Source organism: Exiguobacterium sp. s142 (assembly GCF_018618455.1).
Classification (GTDB): domain Bacteria; phylum Bacillota; class Bacilli; order Exiguobacteriales; family Exiguobacteriaceae; genus Exiguobacterium; species Exiguobacterium aurantiacum_A.
Window position 1 is genome coordinate 12,347 of record NZ_JACSMB010000017.1, and the last position, 22,352, is coordinate 34,698.

Genomic DNA, 22,352 nt, shown 5'->3' on the forward strand with positions numbered 1-22,352 from the left:
ATCATGACCCCAATCGTTCAAGACGGGCTGTTGGCCGGGGCGACGGTTCCGACGCTCTCACCCTCTTTGTTCTTGGAGGTGAGTCTTCCTTCTTCGACCGTCTTGTTCGGACTGATCGCGTTCAGTCTGTTCATCGGATTGGTCGTGTTCGGCAAGGTATGGCTGAACTTCCGGGATCTTCGGAAGAATCAAAAAGGGAGCGCCCGCTTCACCTCATTCGATGAACTGAAGCAACAGTACCGTCGCGTCCCGGATCGGAAGAAGCGCTATGACGGATTGGGTGGCGTCCCCGTCGGAAGGGTCAAGAACGAACTGTTCATCGATGACTCGCCTGTCAACAACCTCGTCATCGGGACGACCCGATCCGGGAAGGGCGAGACGTTCGTCTTCTCGACAATCGACCTGTACAGTCGGGCGAGTGACCAGGCGAGTCTGATCATCAACGACCCGAAAGGCGAGCTCTTCGCCGCCTCGAAGGAGACGCTCGAGCAACGCGGCTATCAGGTCGAGGTGTTGAACCTGATGAACCCGCTCCAATCGATGTCGTACAACCTGTTACAGCTGACAATCGACGCATTCCTCGCGGAGAACTACTCGCTCGCCCAACAGTATGCACGCTCGGTCGCCTTCATGTTGTACCATGACCCAAAGGCACGGGACCCGTTCTGGGCCAACTCGTCGATTGACCTGTGCACGGCGCTCATTCTCGGACTTTGCGAGGAGGCGAAGGACACGCCGGAGAAGATCAACATGTACAACGTCGCGCTCATGCTCTCGGACCTCGGCTCACGGACGGTGGTCACGCGGCAAGGACAGGAAATCTCCGCGCTCGACGAATTCTTTCAGCGATTCCCGGAGAACCATCCCGCCCGGCTCCAGTTCGCGACGCTCCACTTCTCGGGTGGCCAGACACGGGCGAGTATTTTAGCCAATACGAATGCGAAACTCGGGATCTTCACGTTGAACGGGACCGGGAAGCTGACGTCGATGAACTCGCTCGACATGCGACGCATCGGCTTCAACCGCTGGATCAGTGGACGGACTGAACCTTTGACACGACTCACATTCAGGTTCCCCGATGGGACGACCCATGCGCTCACGACAGACGACGATGGCAGCTTCATCGTGTACCACGCGTCGTCACTTAGAACCGGAGACGCCGTTCAAATCTCGACTGACTCAAGCACTGCGACGATCCAGCTGGAAGCGCATGATGAGGAGAGTGGACGTTTCCGTTACGCAATCGATGGGATGATACAGATCCGTGAAGTGATGTACCATATGCGTCCCGTGGCAGTGTTCCTCATCGTCCCGGACTATGACCCGACATTCAACGTCATCGCCTCACTCTACATCAAGCAGGTGTACACGGCACTCGCCCGGGTCGCCTCGCAGACGAAACAAGGCAAATGCGAGCGCCAAGTAGTCTTCTTACTCGATGAGTTCGGCAACATGCCGCCGATCGAAGGCATGGCCAACATCATAACAGTCTGTCTCGGCCGGAACATGCGCTTCAACCTCGTCATCCAGGCCTACTCCCAACTCGAGAACCTATACGGAGAGGATTGGAAGACGATTGACGGCAACTGTGGGAACACGCACTATCTGTTGACCGCGGACGAGTCGACCGCCGAACTGATATCGAAGAAGCTCGGTGAGGCGACCATCGTCACGAAATCGCGGTCTGGACAGACGTTCTCGCTCAAGAAATCGAAGACGGAGAACGTGGACGGCCGTCGGCTCATGACAGCGACCGAGGTCATGGGACTCAAAGAGGGCGAGATGCTCATCATCCGTGTCATCAAGCGTCAGGACACGAAGAAACGACGTATCCAGTCGTATCCGATCTTCCTGAGCGGCAAGACGGCGATGAAATATCGTTACGAATACCTGGCGGACGACTTCGACACGGACCGCTCCCTGCATGACATCGACATCCCATGCCGTCACGCCGGTCTCGACTTCGAACAGATCCGTATTCGTTTCGCGAAGCAAGAAGACGAAACGGATATCAATATTCCATCGAATCAGGAAGATAAGTCCTTGACGGTACGAGATGTGCTGCAGGACAGCATCCTCCGCTCCATGTTCGAAGGACATGACATCGGCGGGATGTCCCTCCCCGAGTTCGAGACGAACCTGAACCTAGGAGTTTACGACGTCACCGACAGCCAGAAGAGCTTTTTGAGCACGATGATCGCGAAGCGACTCGAGAAACTGAAGCAAGGTACACCGTAGAGAGGAGGCCGAACCCATGGCCGAGAGTGCGAGAGAAAAGCGAATCCAGAACGAATTGCGTGTCGTTGCGAGAATTATCGAGACGCAGCGCGTCCGCCTCGAACGGGGCGACGTGCTCAATATCCAGACGACGGATGGCTTTCTGACCGTCTATCAGGACGACACCTCAGACACCCCAAAAACTGTTACACTAATAGATAAGTTCGACTTCCGCGTCAACCTGAAAGTCGCGGATCTATTAAAGGGGAAAATCGTCTGACGGAGGGGTAAACGTTATGAGGAAAATCTTGATTGGTGTCCTACTCGGAAGTTCGTTACTTTTAGCATCGTGTGGTGCCGAAAGTTCGAATTATCTTTCTACGACTTCTGTCGAAGAAATTGCAGATATTAAAACTGAGCAAGAAAGTGCATACGTTCTTGTAGACAGCGATAGTCAAGGTAATGAAGGGGCTTACGTTGATACTGTGCGAGAAGTCGCCACAAAAAAAAAGAAAGACGTTCTCTTATTCAATCCGTTTCAGCCTAATGGGGAAGATCTTGAAGAGCGTTCTACCCAAGAACATCCCGAACTTAAAGGTGGCAGATTGTACGAGATGACTGATGGTGAAATCAGTCGTGAATTAAATGTATCTGCGCTTACAGAAGATGAATTAAAGGATCAAGTCACTAACTTCATTAAATAGCCTCTGAATGGAGGGATTCTATGGGTGATAACGAAGTCGTAAATAAGCTACAAGAGTTCACTGATATCCTTAGTCTCAGTACATTGGTACTGGATGCCCTCCGCTCAATGGGTTGGATTTTAATACGTGGCTTAGCAGTATTGATTGATGGACTTGAAAAGGTGACTGACAGCATATTACTAACTAAAACATTTTTTAATAACTCTCAGGTGGTTGAATTCGTTTCTACGATTCAACCTTTTTTGTACGTTCTTTTAGCTGCTAGCTTCCTATTCACGGGTTACCTCATCATTTTTCAAAAGAAATTTGATCGAGAAGGATTTTTAATCAATCTGTTTATCACGTTGCTCATTCTCGGACTATTATCTCCAACGATGACGCAAGTAAGTGAATTCAGTGATACTGCAATTGATTTCACAACTCAAAACTCTGGCGAAAACTCTTCCGGTGAATCGATATCAAATCAGATTTTAAGAGAAAACATTCATGATTTGATTGAGTATGACCGAAACGATTTTTCCGGTTTGGAAGGAGAGGCTTTGAACTCTCTGCCTCAAAGTCATTTACGAAATATCGACATCAACGAAGTATTCGATAGTAATGAATTTCGCTTGGGAAGTACTGGCGAACAAATCTCTCAGTCTAAACTAACCTGGAATGGTGAAACGATGGGAACCTCAAAACTCGACCAAGGTGGCGTCGAATGGAACAACCAGTATTACTACCGCTATCAGCCGAACTGGTTGACCATCTTCGTGACGCTCGGGATCATGGGCTTCACGCTGTTTTCCATTGCTTATAAACTGGCGCGTCTCTCGTTCGAGCTTGCCTTCAACTATGTCCTGGCGATTCTCGTCGCACCGGCTGACCTGCACAGTGGCCAAAAGACGAAGAAGGTCATCCAGAGCATTCTGAACACGTTCCTCGTGATCATCCTGATCTTCGTCTCCATCAAGCTGTACACGATCGGGACCGCCTATCTCGCAGAGACGTTGGACGGGTTCGCCTACCTGATCGCCCTCATCGCCTTCTCGGTCGCCTTGATCGATGGGCCGAACATGGTCGAGCGGCTGTTCGGGATCGATGCCGGGCTCAAACGGGGCTGGGGTGTCGCCCTCGGCGCCTATGCCGCCGGGAAAGGCGTGACCTCGGCCGGTGCCCACGCGGTCTCGAAGGTCGCGCGTTCCACACAAGGCGCACCGAAGATGCCATCGCTCCATGAGGCCGCGACGACGCGGATAGATTCAAACACCGTACCTCAGAATGGTTCACCGCTAAATGTGGCGACCCAAGCTTCACAGCGAGCGGACACCGAGAGACAAAACGCTCCAGACAGTATCGCTCAAGCAAATCAAACCGCCAATCGCACGCAGACCGACCGAGACAAACCGACAAGTCCGCAAGACGTTGCGCAACCAAACAACGGTCAAGAATCCGAGCTTGAAGTGCACGGTTCTCAACACGTGAACGAAGCGTCGGGCCGCACGTCTCCCGAATCGATCCATGCGACGAATCCTAATTCGAATATCGAACGTGGACTCGACCATCAAACAACGTCATCAGAGACACTAAGACCGGAATCGATTCACGATCAGGCGAGCTCTGGGCATTCTCCAAGTCATGCTTCATCGACTCTCGAACCGGTCACCGGGTCCATCGATGCCGCATCCGGACCAGACCACCGTCACAATGAATCGGTAGCCCGAAACGACGCGACGTCACCGACAACTCATGAGGCAACAAATTCAAACGGCTCATCCTCATCTGCGCCTGATTCGAGTGACACGTCATCAGAGAAACACCAAGCACGCGCCCGCCGTACCATTCATCAAGACACCGTGCTCGACATCGAGACCGAGGTCATTGAACAGGTGCGTGAGAATCAGACGCACCGCCATACTCAGAACCGTGATGAGTCGCGACGGATCTATCCGACTTCGCCACCGCGATCTGACAACATGAAGAAAAAGGAGTGATGACCCATGCGCAAATACCGGATCCCAAATGAGGTCACGACCGAGCTCAAAATCAACAAAATGCTCTATCTTCATGACTTCCTGTTCCTCGTCGGGCTCATCGTGCTCCGGCTCGTGACGCTCCCGTTCATCCCGTCCCTGCTCCACATCCCGTTCACGGTCTTCCTCGTCGTCTTCGGGCTGTTCATGGTACTCCGGCCGGCGACGAACCCGCAGAAGCGGATGGTCCACGCGCTCTATTACGCGCTCATCAAACGGAAAGACACCTATCTCGCGCTCGACGCGCACACGAAAGGACGTGACTGAGATGGCTTTCATCGAGGAGTCGCTACAAGAACCGAGACGCACGGGCACCTGGCTCGACGAACAGGACGTGGTCGAGAGACGGAAAATCAAAGATAAGGTCGTCGTCAAACCGACGGTAGCCGAACTGATGCCGGTCGTCGACATCACCGGGAATGATGCATTCGAGATGCGGGATGGGACTTATCTCGACATGGTCCAGCTCACCTCAAAGGACATCTATTCGTTGAACGAGGAGGAAAAAGACCATGACGTGTTCTCACTCGCCTATCTTCTGCAGGCGTACACGCACCCGCTCAAAGTCGTTCCACTGAACACGCCGCTCAGTCTCGAACGTCAGAAGATAAGCATCGAACGACAGATTCGACAAAATCAGACACCGGCCTACCTGCCCTTTCTATTGAAGAAGAAACAGGAACTTGAATACCTCGAGGAGCATCGCACCAATCGCGATTATCTCCTCTTTTTTTATGCCGACGACGAGCGGACGCTACGCGAGCGGAAGACACACCTCTATAAACTGCTCCGCCGCTCGAATCCGATGCGCGAGCTGACGCTCGACCAGAAGGTTCATGTGCTCTATCAACTGAACAACCCGAACACGAAACCGCAACTCGACGCCTGAAGAAAGGAGTGACGCGCATGTGGCAGCGCCTGCGTGACAAGTTATCCAAACAACAGGACCCGGAGACCGTCAAGATCGAAAAAGGCTATAATCCCGACGTCATCGCCAAGATCCAGCCGCAGGGCGGCATCCGGTTTGAGGCCAACTTCGTCCGGCTCGGGGACGGCTACCTGTCGTGCCTCCATGTCTATAAATATCAGTCGCTCGTCTATGACTACTGGCTCGAACCCATCCTGAACATGCCGGGCGTTTTGACGACGCTCGACATCGGGACGGCCGACAAGCGTGAGATCATCCAGACCATCAACAAGTCGATGGCCGAACAGAACACACGCTTCGAGAACGCGAAGGACAACATCGACCGCATCGACGCCCGGGAGACGTATAAGGAACTGAACGAGCTCTACGAACAGATCACCCAGGGCGAGACGATGAAGTATCTACATCTGCGTCTTTATGTGAAGGCGAAGACACTCGACGCGCTCGAGGTGAAAGTGCAGGAAGTGATGGAGGAACTCGAGGCCCGGAACTTCCGCTCGACGATCTTCCTGAACGAACAGGAATGGGAATGGCAGAGCCTGTTCACGAGCTATGACCAGCAACAGAAGCTCCCGAACAGGCGCCGTGGGAAAGAGATCCCGTCTCTCTCCATCGCCGGTGGTTATCCGTTCCACTTCACGTCGCTCCAGGACGCGACCGGCACGTATTACGGGACGACCGACACGAACGGTAGCGTCATCTTCGACCTGTTCCATAAGGACAAACAGCGCAAGTTCTATAACGCGCTCATGATCGGCAAGATGGGATCCGGAAAGTCGACACTATTGAAGAAGACGGTGCTCGACCAGGCGATCAAGGGCAACAAGATCCGCATCCTCGACGTCACGGGCGAGTTCTCCGACCTCGTGCGCCAGCTCGGCGGAAAAGAGATCGCGCTCGACGGGTCGGCCGGGCTCATCAACCCGCTCCATGTCTATAAGACGGTGACGAATAACGACGGCAGCGCCAACGAGGCACTCTCGTTCATGCAGCATCTCTCAAAGATGGCCGTGTTCTATCACTACATCAACCCGGCGGCGACGCAGGAGGAGACGAACGAGTTCGAGATCCTACTTCGTGACCTGTACGTCCGGCACGGACTCTGGGACGAACAGGGCGAACTGCCGATCACGACGCACCCGGCGAATCGATACCCGACGTTCTCCGACTTCTTGCATCTCGTGCGTCGTGAGCTCTACACGGACGACACGCGCACGTCGATCAAGGAAGCGATCAGTCCGAACCGGGTGCGGCGTCTCGAGAACATCGAGCTCGCCGTCACGAACCTCGTCCATAACTATTGCAACATCTTCGACGGCCACTCCTCGATCGACCGGTTCGACGAGGAGCTCATCGTCTCGTTCCCGCTCCGGAACCTGACGAGCCTACGCGACGAGGTGTTCCAGGCGCAGGTGTTCTCGCTCATGAACATGCTGTGGGACGGGATGATCGCCAACGGTTCAAGTCAACTGAAGGCCTACAACCAGGGCGTGCTCCGGACCGAGGAAGCATGCAAGTATCTCATCGTCATCGACGAGGCGCACCACTTGATCAATACGCGCGACATCGCGCAACCGGCCATCCTGTATCTGCAACGTTGTATGCGCGAGGCGCGCAAGTATTTCGGCGGCATCTTCTTCGTGTCGCATCTGATCACCGACTTCGTACCGGCCGGATCGAAGTCCGAGAACGCCGAGAACGTCAAGTCGCTCTTCCAATTGACGCAGTACAAGATCATCGGCGAACAGGACGCGGAGAGCATCCCGATCATCCAGACGGTGTTTGATGGCCAACTCTCGAATTCCGAGATGCGCATCATCCCCTCGCTCGAGACGGGACGCGTCGTCCTCAGCATCTCCGGCGTACAGAACCTCATCTTTGACGTCGATGTCGCACCCGAGGAGCTCGCCCTGTTCGGTGGAGGTGCCTGATGTGGGCGGCCGCGAAACGGACCGCTCGCTTCGCTGTCACGGCGAAATGGCAGCTCGCGACGCTCAAGTGGCGACTCATCCTGCTGGGGATCTCGGCACTCGTCTTGTTCCTGGTCATTCTCGTCGTCGGAATCCTCGACACGCTCACAGGTGTCCAGAACGAACAACCGACCGACGTCCCGTTCGACACGGCCGGCAGTCTCCAAGTGAGCGAACAGGTGCTCCAATATCGGGGCTTGGTCGAATCAGAACTGATGAAGCACGGGCTGGCCGAACAAACGAACCTCGTGCTCGCGCTCATGATGCAGGAGAGTGGTGGACGTGGGAACGACCCGATGCAGGCGAGCGAATCGAAGTGTGGACGTATCGGATGCATCACCTCCCCCGAGGAGAGCATCGTCTACGGCGTCGAACATTTCGCTTCCGTCTTCGAACGGGCGAACCGCGACGTGCAGCTCACATTGCAGAGTTACAACTTCGGTGGCGGCTTCATCGACTACGTCCAGGAGAACGGCGGACGATACTCGAAAGAGCTCGCCATCTCGTTCTCGCAGATGATGTACCAACGCGTGAAACACACCGGTATCTATCGTTGCCATCGACCGAGTGCGGTCCAGCACGGCGCCTGTTACGGTGACATCGAATACGTCGACGCGGTGCTGAAATATCTTACGCCGGTCGCCGTCGCCGACGGGGTCATCACGAAAGAGCTGTTGTCAGGGTTACGTTCCCCGCTCGCCATCCCGCTCAATGTGACATCGCGTTTCGGGTGGCGCGTCGTCTTCGGACAACGGGACAACCACACCGGTATCGACTTCAGTTGCACCCCGTCTGATACAATCCACGCGGTCAAGAGCGGCACCGTCATCTATAGCGGGAACCGCGGTCCGTACGGCAATCTCGTCCAGGTCCGCCATGACAACTACATCACGGCGTATGCGCACCTGAGTCGTCTCGGCGTTCAAAGCGGACAACAAATTGATGCCGGACAAGCGCTCGGGTACTGCGGTACGACCGGCCGATCGAGCGGGAACCATCTGCATTTCGAGATCAAGACGAGTGAATGGTCCGGTCACATCGACCCCGCTCCGGTCTTCGGATTTTGAGTCATGGATGTATGGAAAGGAGGAGAAAGAATGAACTTCACTGCACGTCACCTCGCCTATCTGTCCGGGGTGCTACTTCTCATTTCGCTCGCGGCGAACGCCTTTTTCTATCAACAAGTGACGGCTGTCACGAGTACTTCAAACGCGAGTGAGACACAAAACGAGAGCATCACTCCCTCTAAGTCAGTCACTTTCGAAGATACGCCGTCGGACACTGAACAAGTCGTCGCATCAACAGAGACCGAACGGATGAAAGAGCTGACAACACGCGCGACGCGCTTCGTCGAGTACGCCTTCACCATCACGAAGGACAGTTATACGACCCAGAAGCGACAGGCAAAAGACGTCATGTCGGAGGAACTCGCGGCCACGCTCTTCGCCGCGGACGGCAGCGATGTCGGCACGTTCGAGACGACCGTCCGCGACATCGAGGTGTTCCCTTCTCTCTCCGGAGAAGATTGTCTCGTCCGGTTCGAACAGGACCTGTTGATCACCGAGACGGGTTATGAAGAGACGACGCAAGAACTATTGGCCCTGACGTTCGAGCCCATCGATGGACGTTTGGTCGTCACCGAGATGGAAGACCTGACACCGGAAGGAGGGATTTAAATGCGACCGAAAATGCGACGACGTCTCACCCAGAACGTCTCCCGACTCTACCTAGGACTCGGCGTGTTCTTTGTCATCGGCTTCCTCTTCTTCGGCACCTCGTCGTTTTTCTTTGCTGAAGAGGCACCGGTCAATGAGACGCCGATCAACGAGGCAGTCCGGCTCTCGAACGGGGAGACCGTGACGCTCCATGCCTGGAGTTATGACACGGAAAAGCGGACGATGCGCGTCCGACTTACACTCGATGAGGCACCGGGTAACACAAACAATCATGTCTTCCGCTATGTCTACAAGGCACGTCCGGATTCCGAGAAGGAAGTTGATTTGCTCTACGACCGGAACGACCAGTACGTGCTCGAATTGGCTGATGTACCGAACGACTTCGAGCAACTCGCTGTCCGAATCTACGGATTGAATACGTCACAACCGCTTGACGAACTCACACCCGAGGAACGAGAAGACGGTCTCCTGACGTCCCTCTATGCCGACCGTCGGACCATCGAACAGGCGAACCACACCTCATCTGACGAGACAATCTTCACGAGACTATTCGTCGAGGACGAGCTCACGGAGACCGAACGACAGTTGGAAACGGCGCAACAATCGGTCGAGGCGCAGCGGCAACAGATCAAACGACTCGACCGCAACAAAGAGGAGCTTGAAGATGAACTCCCCTACCTCTCGCTCGACGAACAGGTCGAACAGGAGAACGAGATCTTCGACATCGGACGGAAGCGCGACGAGCTTACACTCGAACTCGAGAAACTTGAACAGTCGGTCGTAGCACTCGAAGAAAAGCACGACAAGTTGCGCGTCCGGCTCCGGGAACTATCGATTTAAGTGGCACATCTCGTGCCAAATCGCTGGTTTTACTGGCACATTTCGTGCCGTTTTCAGACTTTTGGTGATATCACGGAAACCCCAGGCTCTGCCTGGGCTATCACGACAAGTGATAGCAGTTTCCCCTTATGCTCTTTGAACGAACTTTTCGAACGTTGGCAATATGTATCCTCTAGAAAGGTGGTCAGGCAGATGAATCTGTTACTCCGCGACATCGATCCCGTCATCGTGAAGCAGATCGACGAATGGGCGAAGGAACACAACCGCTCCCGGCAACAATATTTGAAAGAGCTGCTCGCCTCCTGGTGCGCGAACGGTATCCAATCGACGCAGGTCGAGCGGCTCGAACGACAGCTCGAGGCGAATACGCTCCATTTGAAACGGAGCGCGGACGAGCTCGCCGAGGTGACCCGGTTGTTGAACGAGGTGATGCAGGATGCATGAGACGCCGGGTGTCGTCATCAAATCGAAGTTCAAGGTGCCAAGCACAAAAAAAAAGTCGCGTCGCTACACGACATACCTTGATTACATCAATCGACCGGATGCGAAAGACAGCCGCGAACAGTTCGAGACGTATCACGACTATATGGAAGACGAGACGAAGTCGAGCGGTCTGTTCACGCGTGAGGACGATCGATTGGACGACAAAAAACGCCGGGCTGTACGTGACATCTTCAAGCATGCGCAAGAGAACGGAAGCATCCTCTGGCAGGACGTCATCTCGTTCGACAACGCCTGGCTTCGGGAGACCGGTGTGCTTCACGACGACCTCGTCGATGAGAAACGCTTGATCCAGGCGACACGGAACGCGGTCGAGGCGATGCTCCAAAAAGAGAAGATGGTCCATGCCTACTGGACCGGTGCCGTGCATTACAACACCGACAACATCCACGTACATGTCGCCATCGTCGAGACGAGCCATATGCGTGAGCGCGGAAAACGCAAACCAAAATCGATCGAGCTGATGAAGTCGAAGGTCATCCATTCGCTCGCCGACAGGACGAAAGAACAGGAGAAACTGAACGCCTTCATCCGCGACGAGTTGGTCGCCCACAAACGGAACCGGAAGATTAAATCGCTCCCGAACCGTGTCCTGCATCCCGACCTCGTCCGTCAGTTCAAGGACATCTATGAGCGGTTGCCGGAAGACAAACGACAGTGGCGCTATAACATGAACGGGATACAGCCGCTCCGTGAGTCGCTCGACCGTCTGACCGACCGCTACATCGACATTCACTTCAAATCAGAGTTTCAAGCCTTCAACGAGCGACTCGAACAGGAGGTGTCTTTCCATCGTCGCAGCTACGGCGACACGGAGAATGCCGAGCGGTACCGGACGACAAAGCGACAGGATCTCTACACCCGGATGGGGAACGCCATCCTCTCCGAGATGCGCGACTTGTCAAAAGAACAGGTGACGTTTGAGAAAAATGGATCCCCTAAACATCCGGTCCGACGCGCATTCAACCAACAAAAGCTATTCAACGAATCACTCTACCGAATCGAGCGGCATATGAACGACGAGTTCGAACACCTGAAGAATCAACGTGCTTTCGAACAGCTGGAGCGGGACATCGAATATGGAAAGTGAGGGAGGACGATGGAAGAATTGAGACAAATCCGTCTTCGGTTGAAGCCGGAGACGGTCACGTATTTAGAGGAGTTCGCCGAAGACAAACGCTTCGGCCATCTCGGCCAGGTCATCGACCATCTAGTAGAGGAACATAAGCAACTGTCTGACGAGAAGTGGGACATGCAGTTCCTCACCCGCTCGATCAGCACGCAGGTCTCATGTCATATTGAGAAGTTAATCAATGAGCAGGTCTCGACGGAACTCGAGCGGATCCGGCTCGCCGCGAACCGCTCCGACCGCCACGGACAGATCCTGACGGAGCTCCTGCAGGCGCTGATGCAGACCGAAGGCATCGAGGACATCATGACGACGGACCAGTTCAAGCCGACGTTCCTCGCGACGGCGGAACGTGTCGTCCAGGAACGCATCGAGTACCAAAAACAGAAGAAAGACACGTTAACTTTTGAGAGAGGATGAACTCTATGCGACCACTGGAAAGCCCCTTCACGATGGGACAACTGTTGACGCTTCAACCCGATACCGTCACGGTCCTCATCTATGGAAAACGTTACGACATCTCGATATCCATATCTGAGTATCAGCTTTTAACCGCCATCTCGCAAGACGAGATCGCCTTACTTCCCGTCAATTTCGATCGGACGCGGCTGTTACTCGACATCTCGGAATCATCGCCACAAATCGAACGTGAACTGAACGAATTTACAGATACTGAAGAATCTGTCACCGACTTGTTGAAGGAAGGAGTCTGACACGATGGCCAAGATGAAGACGAACGAAGAACGAAAGGCCGAGCTCGAGGCCTTGACGGAACAAATGGGAAAACAGATTGACAGCTACTTCGAGAGTCCAGAGAAAATCCGGGAACATCTGCAGTTTCTCGGCAAGTTTCATCAATACTCGATGCGAAACGCGGTCTTGATCGAGTCCCAATTTCCCGGCGCGGTCGCGGTCGGCTCTTATCCGTTCTGGGAGAAACAAGGCGCACAGGTACAAAAAGGTGAGCGTGGCATCAAAGTATTTGTCCCGAACCCGGTGACGTATGCCCTACACGAAGATGAATGGGTATCGCTCAGCAAGGCACCGAAGCCGATCAAGGAAGGCGTGAAACAAGGACGCATCCCGTCACGTAAGATGATGTACTTCAAAATCGGTCACGTGTTCGAGTACACGCAGACCGACGCGCGCGAGAAAGGAATCGAGGTCTCGGACATCTTCAAACGATATCACCGGGACGGCGGGCTTGAGAACGAACAAGACATCCGTGACGCCTTGACGACGCTCGCGGATGCCCGGAATGTGACGCTCTTGGAGGACCCGCTCGACGAGATCGGGACGGCGAAGGGGTGTTACTACCCTGAATTGCATGCGATCGCCTTGAACCCGCGGAACACATCGATCGAGGACGTCAGTGTCCTGATCCACGAGCTCGCCCATGCGGAGTTGCACAATCAGGAACGGAATTTTGAACGAGACCAACCGCTCACGGCACCCGAGAAGGAGTTCCAGGCCGAGATGGTCGCCTATGTCGTCTCACATCAGCTCGGGTTCCCGACGGATGACTTCTCGCCCTCCTATCTGGCCGGTTGGACGAAAGACAAGGAACTCCTCGACAAGGAAAAATTGTTGCAGGAGGTCCATCAAACGTCCGCGACCTTCCTTGAACATATCGAGACACACTTAGAGAAGGTGAACACCTTGGAGCAAGAGAAGGAACAGACGCCACTCGAATATCTTGAGAAGCTGAACCGAGGCATGGGCACGGGATGGGAAAAAGCGAACCTCAACCTTTATGAGCGCGTTCATTCTATACAGAGTGTGTTTCCCGAGGAAATCGAGAACTACCTGAACGCAAAAGCGACCCTCGAGACGAACCTGAAGGTGGATCGTATCGATGAGCCGCTCATGTATATTCACGATAAAGGATTCGGGTTCCAGTCATTCGGTGTCGCAAACAATCACGATTTTAGTGAAGATACAATCGTCGCCTACACGGTCGCCTTACCGGGTAAATCATTGATCAGCGGTCACTTCGATCCGGAAAGGACCGTGCATCCATTACACGACTTTGAAAAAAACAAACGGTTAGAAAAACCGATTCTAAAGTCTCTTGAAGACCGTTGGCATGACATACTACTTGAGAAAGAGAAGAAGTCCCTCTCTAGAACAGCAATGTTTAACATCGAAAGACTAATATAAGTATTAAGAGATATGGGCTTTTAAATAGAGCTCATATCTTTTTTACATAATCAATCAATATCAGTTTACTGTTTATTTGGTGTTGGGCCTCTCGTTTGTATCCAAGCTTTTCATAGAAATGATGATTTCTAGTATTCAAATGAGGTGTATCTAATCTCCATTCCTTAGCGAGTGGGAATTCTGCTTCAATTAAATTTATTATTTCAGTCCCAAAGCCTTTGTTTTGATACCGTTCAGATAAAAAGATTCGATTTAAACGATATCTCCCTTCACTCATATCTCGAATGTCAGCTCCGCCAGCAATTTTTCCATCAATCCAAATGGTGTAATGAATGAACAGCTCAATCTTCTTGATTAGCCGTTCTACCGGCTCGTTAACAGGACTGGTATCATAATCTTCATACTTTATTAAATCCTTTTGAAAGGCTTCCTTTTGTATGTCCAATAATACAGATGCTTCATGTTTACTCGATCTTTGGATAAGTAACATATCGGTTCTCCAATTCTACAAATTATGCAATCCTTAAGCTTTATTCATTTCAACCCTAAAAGCGTCAAAAACGATCTGATATATGATTTTTCAGGTTATAATTTTGTCCCTATGTTTTCCCATCCATAGACAATCTCTCGATAATCAATTCCGTGAATTTTAACTGAAGTAACTTCTATTTCCTTACCTCCCAACGCTTCATAAAAAAGTCTGCTGGGGTTCTGATCTAAAACAAAAACCTTCAGAGAGGAAAATCCTTCATTCACCAATTCTGATGCAACTGCATCAAATAACAACTTACCTAGTCCTTGATATTGATAGTGTTGAAGTAGATAAATAGAATACAATTCTCCTGTAAATGTCGGACAAACTGCTTTTTCGGATGGTCCTCCATGTGCAAACCCAACAATCTCTTCATCTAAATTCTCGACCACATAGACTGTTTGATTTTGGAGAATATTGTACCATTTCAATTCTTTGGTTTTATAGTTTAAGTCCTTCAAGTAATCTTCTGATAAAATGCCTTTATATGTCGATTGCCAACTATCTATTTGTACTTTGGCAATATGATAGGCGTCAGATGGTTTTGCGATTCTGATCTTCATAAGACTTCTCCCTCGTCATATTTTTCGTGCTTTGCCTAACAAATTTGCGCTGATTTTTAAGAAGGTTAATCCTCCCAAAGCTCATCCATCAACTCATCGATTTCTTTTGATAATCGTTGCTTTTCCTCTACATCTATCTCAACTCGCCCATCTTCGTAAAACCAAAGCACATCACCTGGTTGTACCGCGTCAGGGATTTGTGACTTTGGAATGTCTTCCATCACTTCCCCGAATTCGACAACCGCCAAATTCCCTTCAAATCGGTCAATGATTCCTCTGCGTCGCTTCACTTGGATTTTTTCACGGCGTAGCTCGAGCCGTTCCCCGTGATGATGATTGTACCGTTCTTGTCTGTGCGAAGCGTGTTCACGTTTTGACGCTTCAAGTTCGTCACCACTTCGGACGTCGGGTGACCATAGCTGTTCTTCCCGACGCTGATGATGGCATGCTTCGGTTTGACCGTGTTCAGGAACGCGCTGCTCGTTGATGTCTTGGCACCATGATGACCCACTTTCAATACATCCGCCCGGAGCGTCTGCTTCTTCGCCATCATATCCTTCTCAGACACATGTTCCGCGTCCCCTGTGAACAAGAATGTGTTCTTCTTATACGTCACGTGCAGGACAGCACTCCAGTTGTTCAAGTCGCTGTTCGAGTAGGCTTTGACCGGCCCAACAAATTTTGCATTCACGCCTTTGAGCGGGAGTGAGACACCCACCTGAGCGGTTTTAATGGTCCTCCCTTCTCGTTTGACGGCTTGAAGGAAGTCTTTATAGGCCTGTGTCGTATGCTTCACTTTAGGTGCGTAAACGTTCTCGACACGATAGGCATCCAGGATCTCATCTAATCCACCGATATGATCTGCATCCGGATGCGTTGAGATTAATATTTCGATATCGTCAACTTTTTGTTTCTTGAGATAAGCGACGATAGCGTCACCTTTTCCTTTGTTCCCACCGTCGATGATGACGTCCTCACCGCTCGGCATTTTGATGTAGATGGCGTCTCCCTGCCCGACATCGATATAATGGACTTTGATGCTCGCAGCGGCCGATGCCTCTCCGTATGGCGATACCAATAGCGCTCCACTAAATAGAACGGCACTCCCAATCTTGATCAATTTATTCATCTTCTATCACTCCACTTAAAGTTTATTGTAAAATTATCCAACACACCTTTATTATAATCCGGTATTTGTTAAATGGCTTCAAATTATTTTTCCATCGAATCAATTAATAACCAAGGTGTTCCTGAAGAAAAAAGAGTCGCGTAAAGAGAATTTGCACAGGAATACAAAGAGAACATATACACCGGTTTTGACTTTTCTATTTTCTACTTTTTGAGATTTTATAATGGTTCGTGCACCTTAAATTAGTACATGGTTCTCTTACGCTTATAGTTAGTTTGATCTTTTCATGAAATGACTTAAAGTAAAAGGGAATGTAATGTGTACTTCACAACAATAAAGCCATGGAGTGATATTGCTTTATGTCCGAACTCTGTGATAATCTATTGTCAAATTAATTAGACCGGTCAAATAAAGGAGAATATTATGAAATCCATGCTTGTTCTGACGGAATTAAACCAGTTAAAAGCTCTAAGTGTTCCAATCCGTGCCGAAATCATGATGCGTTTAATTGAGAGACCACTTACCGGTCAGATGTTATCCGAACTACTCAATTTATCACGACCAAAGGTCCATTATCATCTCAAAGAGTTGGAAAAAAACAATTTGATTGAACTTGTAAGAACCGAGGAGAAGGGCGGGATTTTACAGAAGTTTTATCAATCTGTCGCTAGGGGATTCACTCCTTCTTCTGAACTGCTTCCCCACGTAGAATTTGTGAGCGAAACTTCTAGACAACTGTTGCTACAAATGACAGAGGCAACCAAGTCTGCCCTTTTATCTGCACCGAGTAGAGCCTTTTCAAAACAGCATGATGGCCATTCTCCTCATGACTTAGATCATGTCGGGTCAATGTGGCAAATCGAGGTTTCCAAAGATGAATTCAAAGAATGGATTAAAAAATATCATATATTGATGAACGAATTAAATGCATTGGGTAAGTCTGAAAGGGATAAGGGAGATCAACATCTATACTACATCTCAACAATGGCGTTTGAGATAGATGAACCCGTGTTTGGAGAGGTAGAAAAGCAAACAGAATAAGGCGAACGCCTTTTTCTTTGAAATGTTAGTCAATTTTTTTTGACTGGTAAATTTTAATTGAATTAAGGAGGATACATATGCTTTATTTGCTTAAGAACAGAAACTTCTGCCTGCTCTTCATCGGGAGGATTGTTACGAATGTAGGAGACAGTTTGTATTACGTAGCGACCATGTGGCTCGTTCATGAGCTGGGAAAAGACCCCTTCTTAACAGGTCTTGCCGGATTTTTAATTCTTCTACCGAAGGCATTGCAGTTTTTAGTCGGCCCCCTCGTCGACAAGTGGAAAATCAAGAAAACTCTTGTTTTCACTCAGTCTCTACAAGCCATTCTTCTTTTATTCATCCCTTTTGCTCATGCTACTGGCATATTGAGTGTATGGATGCTGTTGACCTTTATGCCTCTCGTTGCCTGTATCGAAGAATTCGCTTATCCGACTCAGACTAAAGCGTTACCTTTGGTTCTACAGAAGAGTGAGCTCGTCAAAGGAAATGCGCTCTTCTCGTTCGCTTATCAAGGGATTGATTTGGTCTCCAACTCAGTGGCCGGTCTATTGATTGCCTTTTTTGGAGCGATCACAATCTTTTGGATCGACTCAATCACCTTCACTCTAGCTGCACTCTGTTTTACTTTCTTAAAGCTACCTGAACAAATTGTCGAGATAAATACATTTAATAACACTAGTGACAAACCTGTTGGGCGCTATAGACGTGATTTGATTGAAGGCTTCCGGGTCGTATTCCGTTCCTATCTGTGGGTGTTCACGGTAGGAGCAATCGTCGCAAATTTTACGATTGGTATGGTGGTGGCCATCCTTCCTACATTCTCCGAAAAAATTGGAGGGGTGCAGACGTACGGGATTCTTCTATCAGCGATTTCTGCCGGCTCTTTGATTGGCGCACTGTTGGCCCCTATCTTGGGACGATATCACATCGGGACACTTTCAATCACCTGCTTCTTTCTTGGCGGTATCAGTTGGATCTCAGCAGCCATATTTCCGTCACTCCTGTTCACTGCTTGTTTATTTGGTTTGGCCTGGGTTCCAATAGGAGCGGTGAACGTGTTGTTTGCTGGTTTAATCCAATCGATTGTACCGAACGATATTCTGGGACGGGTCAACTCCGTATCGTATAGCCTCAGCATCTCAGCAATGCCGATTGGGTCATTGGTCGGAGGATACTTAGGTAAATACATCGACAGCACACTCCTGTTTTCCATCTGTGGCTTAGGCATCATATTCATTGCGCTCGTCTGGAGTATACACCCTGCCCTTCGAACCTTGCCGCCTGCAAGTCAAATTAATGCACAAACTTTAAACATCGTAGCAACAAAATTGAAATCTGATTCGGGGCGTGAGCACATTTAGAATTCGAGTCCATCCCCAGCAATCTACAGAAAGTCTCATGTGATCTACCTCATTTGCCCTTTCCTCGAATTCTTCACTGTCAGCTTGTGAACATGTACGATACATTTTAAATAAAAAGGAGTTACCCCATGCATCTTCATGAATGGCTCAACCACCACTACAAAACAGATATTCTTCGTTTTGAACATTTGGAAGAATACGTACATGCGACATCGGAAGAACTCGAAGCCTGCATCGAGCTGATTAATCCCTGGTACAACATCCTGTTGAAGTCCTCTGACGGGGTGGAGAGCGTCATGAACAGCTTGGAGCGTAATCTGCTTCGTCAATTTGGCAGGGAAAAGAGGATGGCTAAAGTCATCCTCGAGATTGACGTTGAATTGCTGGAAGATGCTTTGACTTTTTCTCAGAAAGAGAAGGCCCGTGTAATCGAAACAGTCACCTATCATATGCAGGGGCAGGGCATAAAAGATTGGCGCGCTGTCAGGATGCAAAGGATGTAACTTCTCCTTTATACGATTAAAACAATGTCGAATGTTTTCAAGACATTTTTATTTATGATTACCTTGTACTTTATCGAGCCGAATCTTCTAGATTAATGCTTGGATAATCTGTTCATTTCTCCCCGTGAAATCGATTAGGTACATGAGGATACCGCTGTGGGGTTTTTGTGTTCGCGTTCAGGTGTTGCACTAAATTTTATAATTCATCGTTTCTAAAAAATCGTCATTTAAAACATTTTTACACTAGTTACTATTTGTATTTTTAACCTTTTAATGTATTATACATACAAACATAATTGACAGGAGTGGTCCGATGCACATAGAAAATCGAAAAATTTTAATTACAGGTGTTACAGGGACACTCGGAGGACGCGTTGCATCTAAAATGAAAAATGAAGGCGCCGAGGTTATCGTTCTAATTCGAAACCAATCTTTAGCACAAAAATTTCGTGATGAGGGGTTTGTACCTCTCATTGGTGATTTAACAGACTCAACTTATTTATGTAAAATCATGAAAGGGGTTGATTATGTTATCAACTGTGCGGCATATCTTGGGGAAGATACTGAACTTGCGATAGCTTCAAACATTATGGGAGTAAAGTTTCTGGCTCACGCAGCACTAGATAATAGTGTTAAAAAATTCATCCATATTTCTACGACATCGGTTTATGGGGAGCCTCAAAGCGGACACCTCGATGAAGATTCACCCCTCGCATATGACCACCCAGAAACATATATCTCCACTAAAATTCGTTCTGAACAAATCCTGTCCACTTATAATGACAAAGGTCTCCCTGTTATTGTTTTGAGATCTGGTGCTATCTGTGCAGAAACGAACTCCTATTGGGGTGACAATCAAGTTAAACGCATGCTATCCTGCGACAATGTAACATGGGTTCATCCTGATGACTCCGTTCCGTGGGTCCATGCCGATAATCTAGCTGAAATGATTTACATAGCTTTATTACATGGCATAGACGGAGAAGTGTACCACGCCATAGATTTGAATGTAGACGATCGCAATTTTCGTGTACAGTTAGCCATTGCTGCCAAAAAGAAAATCATTACTCCTAATCGCCAAGTAGAGAATGCGACCTACACATTCGATAAGATTCGAGAAATCGGATATAGACCGCTTAAAACATTTGAGCAGACTATGAATAACCTTATAAAACTTGTACCACGCTAACCTAAAGTTCATCGTTAAGAAACACAAATGTCTAATCTCATTTCTTAACACAAAAACACCATTCGGTCGAATGGTGTTCCTCTTTGCTTATATGACTCGTTGAACGCATTTGAGAGTTAAGCATTTTTAATAAGTGCCCGCTGATTATAGATTGCAAGACATCAGCCCCTTTGTTAAATAAGTTGTGCTTTCACAAATACCATTCAGTCGTCTATCGTGCTACAACTATCATCTGCTATCCGCTTCCTTTTTATACATGCCTGTTCTCTTTTTAACCCTGACATGCTCAATCAACGCATGCATAATTTGTTCTTCTTTGAGGCCAAAATCTTGATCAAACGGTACCCGCTCCCCTTCGAATAGAAACGCATCGACCAAGTAAAGAACCCGTGGTTTTTTACGCGGAGCGCTGTCTTTGAGACATCGTTCCCAGACGAACTGCCCGAACTCTTTTGAATGACCCCTGTGCTCGATCGCATTTCGTACCATCGTCCGTGTGATTTCAAGATGATCTTCCCATAGCCAACGACCGGCCACTTGATGCCACATCTCGATACGCCCCTGCTCTTTAATCGCTTCTACATCGACTTCGACATGATACACGGCCTCTTCTTCATTCTTGACGACATCCCGAGCTTCCCCTTTCACCGACTCCGGATACATCTCCCACCCTTCGGGCATCCGTTCTTTGATGAACTGCTCGAGCGAATCCTCACTGATCCGATAGCCTTTTTTACGCGACTCGAGCGGTTCTGCCTGGATCACGCCTTTTCGCACCCAGTTGCGGACCGTCTCCTTATGGCTTGTGAGCTTGTTCTTCGATAAGATTTCAAATGCTTCGTCAATTGTATACATGGTAAACCTCCTTTTAACACAACTATGATTTTATTAAATAATACCATAAACATTGTATTAAAGTAAGCTGTTACTTTAATCGATTGCGAATTGATTAGAAATTATTAAATGGATATCAACCAAAAACACCATTCGGCCGAATGGTGTTTTACTTGAAAAGTCTTGAACCCTCTAGTTGTGTTCAAATCTAATGAGTTAAACTGCACAAATTATATTTGTAGTCTATAAAGAATCCTATCAAGAATGGACCATCTCAACTTTCAGCTGACATTCTGAAAAGATCTAGAAGTACAGTTGGACTAATTTCTGAACCAATTAAGTTTTGATTCCAGTCTACTCCACAAAGAAGTTCATCCTCCTCCATATTTGGTAGCCACACATCGATAAAAAGTCTTAAAGGTAATTTTATTAAATGATAGTTTGACCATTCCTCTTTTTTACAAGCGAGTGCATAGCTTTCTGTAGAGAAAAATAACAATACGTCTGTATCTTCTTCATTAGATGGTGCGTAAGCCCACCCTTCATCTCTATCCTTAGACAATCCATACACAGTTCGAGAAGATTTAACTCTATCGATAAAATGCGTAACTTTCTTATTACTGTCTTTTGAAAAACTTAAATTATTTGAGATTGTGTTACTTTCCGAGTCAATAAAACTTTCAAGGGAATCAGACACTTTGATAATTTGATTTGATTCGTGATTCCAAACGAATAACTCCTCATTCGCCGACATTTTATAACCTAAATGATTTCCGGTTCCGTTATCTCCTATCACAATAAAATCACCTGAGATTTCATTTTTTAGTTCTTCATTTGCTCTAATAATATCGTCCCAAGTCTTATTAATGTATCTTCCATCTTTTATAGGGTAAAGTTCCCATTCATTAATAGAGTATTTATTTCCTTTTAAATATAATTTTTTAAAAGATAATGGGAAAACAAAATTAAGTTTTTCTTGAACTTCAATTATTGATTTTTCTGATACACCAGGTAAACTAGACAACCTCATACAAAGTGCACTCCTTTTTTATTAAAT

The 22,352-nt window shown here is 48.9% G+C and carries 25 protein-coding genes; 19 read left to right on the forward strand and 6 right to left on the reverse strand.

Annotated elements, in window-relative coordinates:
* Nucleotides 1-3: 3 nt before the first annotated feature.
* The 15 genes from KNP77_RS13075 (at nucleotide 4) to KNP77_RS13145 (ending at nucleotide 14,140) form a co-directional block, all read left to right on the forward strand.
* On the forward strand, nucleotides 4-2,238 hold the full coding sequence (locus tag KNP77_RS13075; RefSeq protein WP_214891163.1) for a VirD4-like conjugal transfer protein, CD1115 family: 2,235 nt from the start codon (nucleotides 4-6) through the stop codon (nucleotides 2,236-2,238).
* A 16-nt stretch (nucleotides 2,239-2,254) separates the two neighbouring features.
* On the forward strand, nucleotides 2,255-2,497 hold the full coding sequence (locus KNP77_RS13080) for a hypothetical protein (RefSeq protein WP_012390470.1): 243 nt from the start codon (nucleotides 2,255-2,257) through the stop codon (nucleotides 2,495-2,497).
* Nucleotides 2,498-2,513: 16 nt separating this feature from the next.
* Nucleotides 2,514-2,921 (forward strand): hypothetical protein, encoded by a 408-nt coding sequence (locus KNP77_RS13085; RefSeq protein ID WP_214891165.1) that lies wholly within the window; start codon nucleotides 2,514-2,516, stop codon nucleotides 2,919-2,921.
* A gap of 20 nt (nucleotides 2,922-2,941) precedes the next feature.
* Entirely contained in the window at nucleotides 2,942-4,897 is a 1,956-nt protein-coding gene (locus KNP77_RS13090) for a pLS20_p028 family conjugation system transmembrane protein (protein ID WP_353048831.1), read from the forward strand.
* Nucleotides 4,898-4,903: 6 nt separating this feature from the next.
* Nucleotides 4,904-5,203 carry a DUF5592 family protein gene (locus tag KNP77_RS13095; RefSeq protein ID WP_214891169.1) on the forward strand — a complete coding sequence of 100 codons (300 nt, stop codon included), beginning with the start codon at nucleotides 4,904-4,906 and terminating at the stop codon, nucleotides 5,201-5,203.
* A gap of 1 nt (nucleotide 5,204) precedes the next feature.
* On the forward strand, nucleotides 5,205-5,825 hold the full coding sequence (locus KNP77_RS13100; RefSeq protein ID WP_214891171.1) for a hypothetical protein: 621 nt from the start codon (nucleotides 5,205-5,207) through the stop codon (nucleotides 5,823-5,825).
* Between the two features lie 17 nt (nucleotides 5,826-5,842).
* Nucleotides 5,843-7,795 carry a VirB4 family type IV secretion system protein gene (locus KNP77_RS13105; protein WP_214891173.1) on the forward strand — a complete coding sequence of 651 codons (1,953 nt, stop codon included), beginning with the start codon at nucleotides 5,843-5,845 and terminating at the stop codon, nucleotides 7,793-7,795.
* Nucleotides 7,795-8,901, forward strand: coding sequence for a lysozyme family protein (locus KNP77_RS13110; RefSeq protein WP_214891175.1), 1,107 nt, complete (start codon nucleotides 7,795-7,797; stop codon nucleotides 8,899-8,901). Before KNP77_RS13105 ends, KNP77_RS13110 begins: the two co-directional genes overlap by 1 nt.
* Before the next feature lie 30 nt (nucleotides 8,902-8,931).
* Nucleotides 8,932-9,510, forward strand: coding sequence for a hypothetical protein (locus KNP77_RS13115; protein ID WP_214891177.1), 579 nt, complete (start codon nucleotides 8,932-8,934; stop codon nucleotides 9,508-9,510).
* On the forward strand, nucleotides 9,511-10,350 hold the full coding sequence (locus KNP77_RS13120) for a hypothetical protein (protein WP_214891179.1): 840 nt from the start codon (nucleotides 9,511-9,513) through the stop codon (nucleotides 10,348-10,350).
* Between the two features lie 192 nt (nucleotides 10,351-10,542).
* Nucleotides 10,543-10,794: a hypothetical protein gene (locus tag KNP77_RS13125; protein WP_034808440.1), complete on the forward strand. Its 252-nt coding sequence runs from the start codon at nucleotides 10,543-10,545 to the stop codon at nucleotides 10,792-10,794.
* The gene (gene mobP2 / locus KNP77_RS13130) at nucleotides 10,787-11,941 is read left to right on the forward strand and encodes a MobP2 family relaxase (protein WP_214891181.1); all 1,155 of its coding nucleotides are present in this window, start codon (nucleotides 10,787-10,789) and stop codon (nucleotides 11,939-11,941) included. The genes KNP77_RS13125 and mobP2 overlap by 8 nt, the downstream gene beginning before the upstream one ends.
* Before the next feature lie 9 nt (nucleotides 11,942-11,950).
* The gene (locus tag KNP77_RS13135) at nucleotides 11,951-12,400 is read left to right on the forward strand and encodes a hypothetical protein (protein WP_214891183.1); all 450 of its coding nucleotides are present in this window, start codon (nucleotides 11,951-11,953) and stop codon (nucleotides 12,398-12,400) included.
* Nucleotides 12,401-12,405: 5 nt separating this feature from the next.
* Complete coding sequence (locus KNP77_RS13140) at nucleotides 12,406-12,693, forward strand: hypothetical protein (protein WP_214891185.1); 288 nt, start codon at nucleotides 12,406-12,408, stop codon at nucleotides 12,691-12,693.
* A 4-nt stretch (nucleotides 12,694-12,697) separates the two neighbouring features.
* Nucleotides 12,698-14,140, forward strand: coding sequence for an ArdC-like ssDNA-binding domain-containing protein (locus KNP77_RS13145; protein WP_214891187.1), 1,443 nt, complete (start codon nucleotides 12,698-12,700; stop codon nucleotides 14,138-14,140).
* 31 nt (nucleotides 14,141-14,171) lie between these two features.
* Here KNP77_RS13145 and KNP77_RS13150 read toward each other — a convergent pair whose 3' ends face one another.
* The 4 genes from KNP77_RS13150 to KNP77_RS13165 form a co-directional block, all read right to left on the reverse strand.
* Nucleotides 14,172-14,630 carry a GNAT family N-acetyltransferase gene (locus KNP77_RS13150; protein WP_214891189.1) on the reverse strand — a complete coding sequence of 153 codons (459 nt, stop codon included), beginning with the start codon at nucleotides 14,628-14,630 and terminating at the stop codon, nucleotides 14,172-14,174.
* Between the two features lie 95 nt (nucleotides 14,631-14,725).
* Nucleotides 14,726-15,235: a GNAT family N-acetyltransferase gene (locus tag KNP77_RS13155; protein ID WP_214891191.1), complete on the reverse strand. Its 510-nt coding sequence runs from the start codon at nucleotides 15,233-15,235 to the stop codon at nucleotides 14,726-14,728.
* Nucleotides 15,236-15,300: 65 nt separating this feature from the next.
* On the reverse strand, nucleotides 15,301-15,525 hold the full coding sequence (locus KNP77_RS13160) for a DUF3006 domain-containing protein (protein WP_214891193.1): 225 nt from the start codon (nucleotides 15,523-15,525) through the stop codon (nucleotides 15,301-15,303).
* A complete protein-coding gene (locus KNP77_RS13165; protein WP_214891195.1) occupies nucleotides 15,522-16,364 on the reverse strand; it encodes a ComEC/Rec2 family competence protein in 843 nt (280 codons plus the stop codon). Before KNP77_RS13165 ends, KNP77_RS13160 begins: the two co-directional genes overlap by 4 nt.
* A 423-nt stretch (nucleotides 16,365-16,787) precedes the next feature.
* Here KNP77_RS13165 and KNP77_RS13170 point away from each other — a divergent pair, with 423 nt between their 5' ends.
* From KNP77_RS13170 to KNP77_RS13185, 4 genes are all read left to right on the forward strand, one after another.
* Complete coding sequence (locus KNP77_RS13170; RefSeq protein WP_214891196.1) at nucleotides 16,788-17,405, forward strand: ArsR/SmtB family transcription factor; 618 nt, start codon at nucleotides 16,788-16,790, stop codon at nucleotides 17,403-17,405.
* A 77-nt stretch (nucleotides 17,406-17,482) separates the two neighbouring features.
* Complete coding sequence (locus tag KNP77_RS13175; protein ID WP_214891198.1) at nucleotides 17,483-18,769, forward strand: MFS transporter; 1,287 nt, start codon at nucleotides 17,483-17,485, stop codon at nucleotides 18,767-18,769.
* 128 nt (nucleotides 18,770-18,897) lie between these two features.
* On the forward strand, nucleotides 18,898-19,272 hold the full coding sequence (locus tag KNP77_RS13180) for a hypothetical protein (RefSeq protein WP_214891200.1): 375 nt from the start codon (nucleotides 18,898-18,900) through the stop codon (nucleotides 19,270-19,272).
* Between the two features lie 313 nt (nucleotides 19,273-19,585).
* On the forward strand, nucleotides 19,586-20,461 hold the full coding sequence (locus KNP77_RS13185; RefSeq protein ID WP_214891202.1) for an NAD-dependent epimerase/dehydratase family protein: 876 nt from the start codon (nucleotides 19,586-19,588) through the stop codon (nucleotides 20,459-20,461).
* 228 nt (nucleotides 20,462-20,689) lie between these two features.
* Here the strand turns inward: KNP77_RS13185 and KNP77_RS13190 are convergent, their stop codons facing one another.
* Both KNP77_RS13190 and KNP77_RS13195 read right to left on the reverse strand, forming a co-directional pair.
* A complete protein-coding gene (locus tag KNP77_RS13190; RefSeq protein WP_214891204.1) occupies nucleotides 20,690-21,316 on the reverse strand; it encodes a helix-turn-helix domain-containing protein in 627 nt (208 codons plus the stop codon).
* Between the two features lie 253 nt (nucleotides 21,317-21,569).
* Nucleotides 21,570-22,325 (reverse strand): DUF2750 domain-containing protein, encoded by a 756-nt coding sequence (locus KNP77_RS13195; RefSeq protein WP_214891206.1) that lies wholly within the window; start codon nucleotides 22,323-22,325, stop codon nucleotides 21,570-21,572.
* Nucleotides 22,326-22,352: the final 27 nt, after the last annotated feature.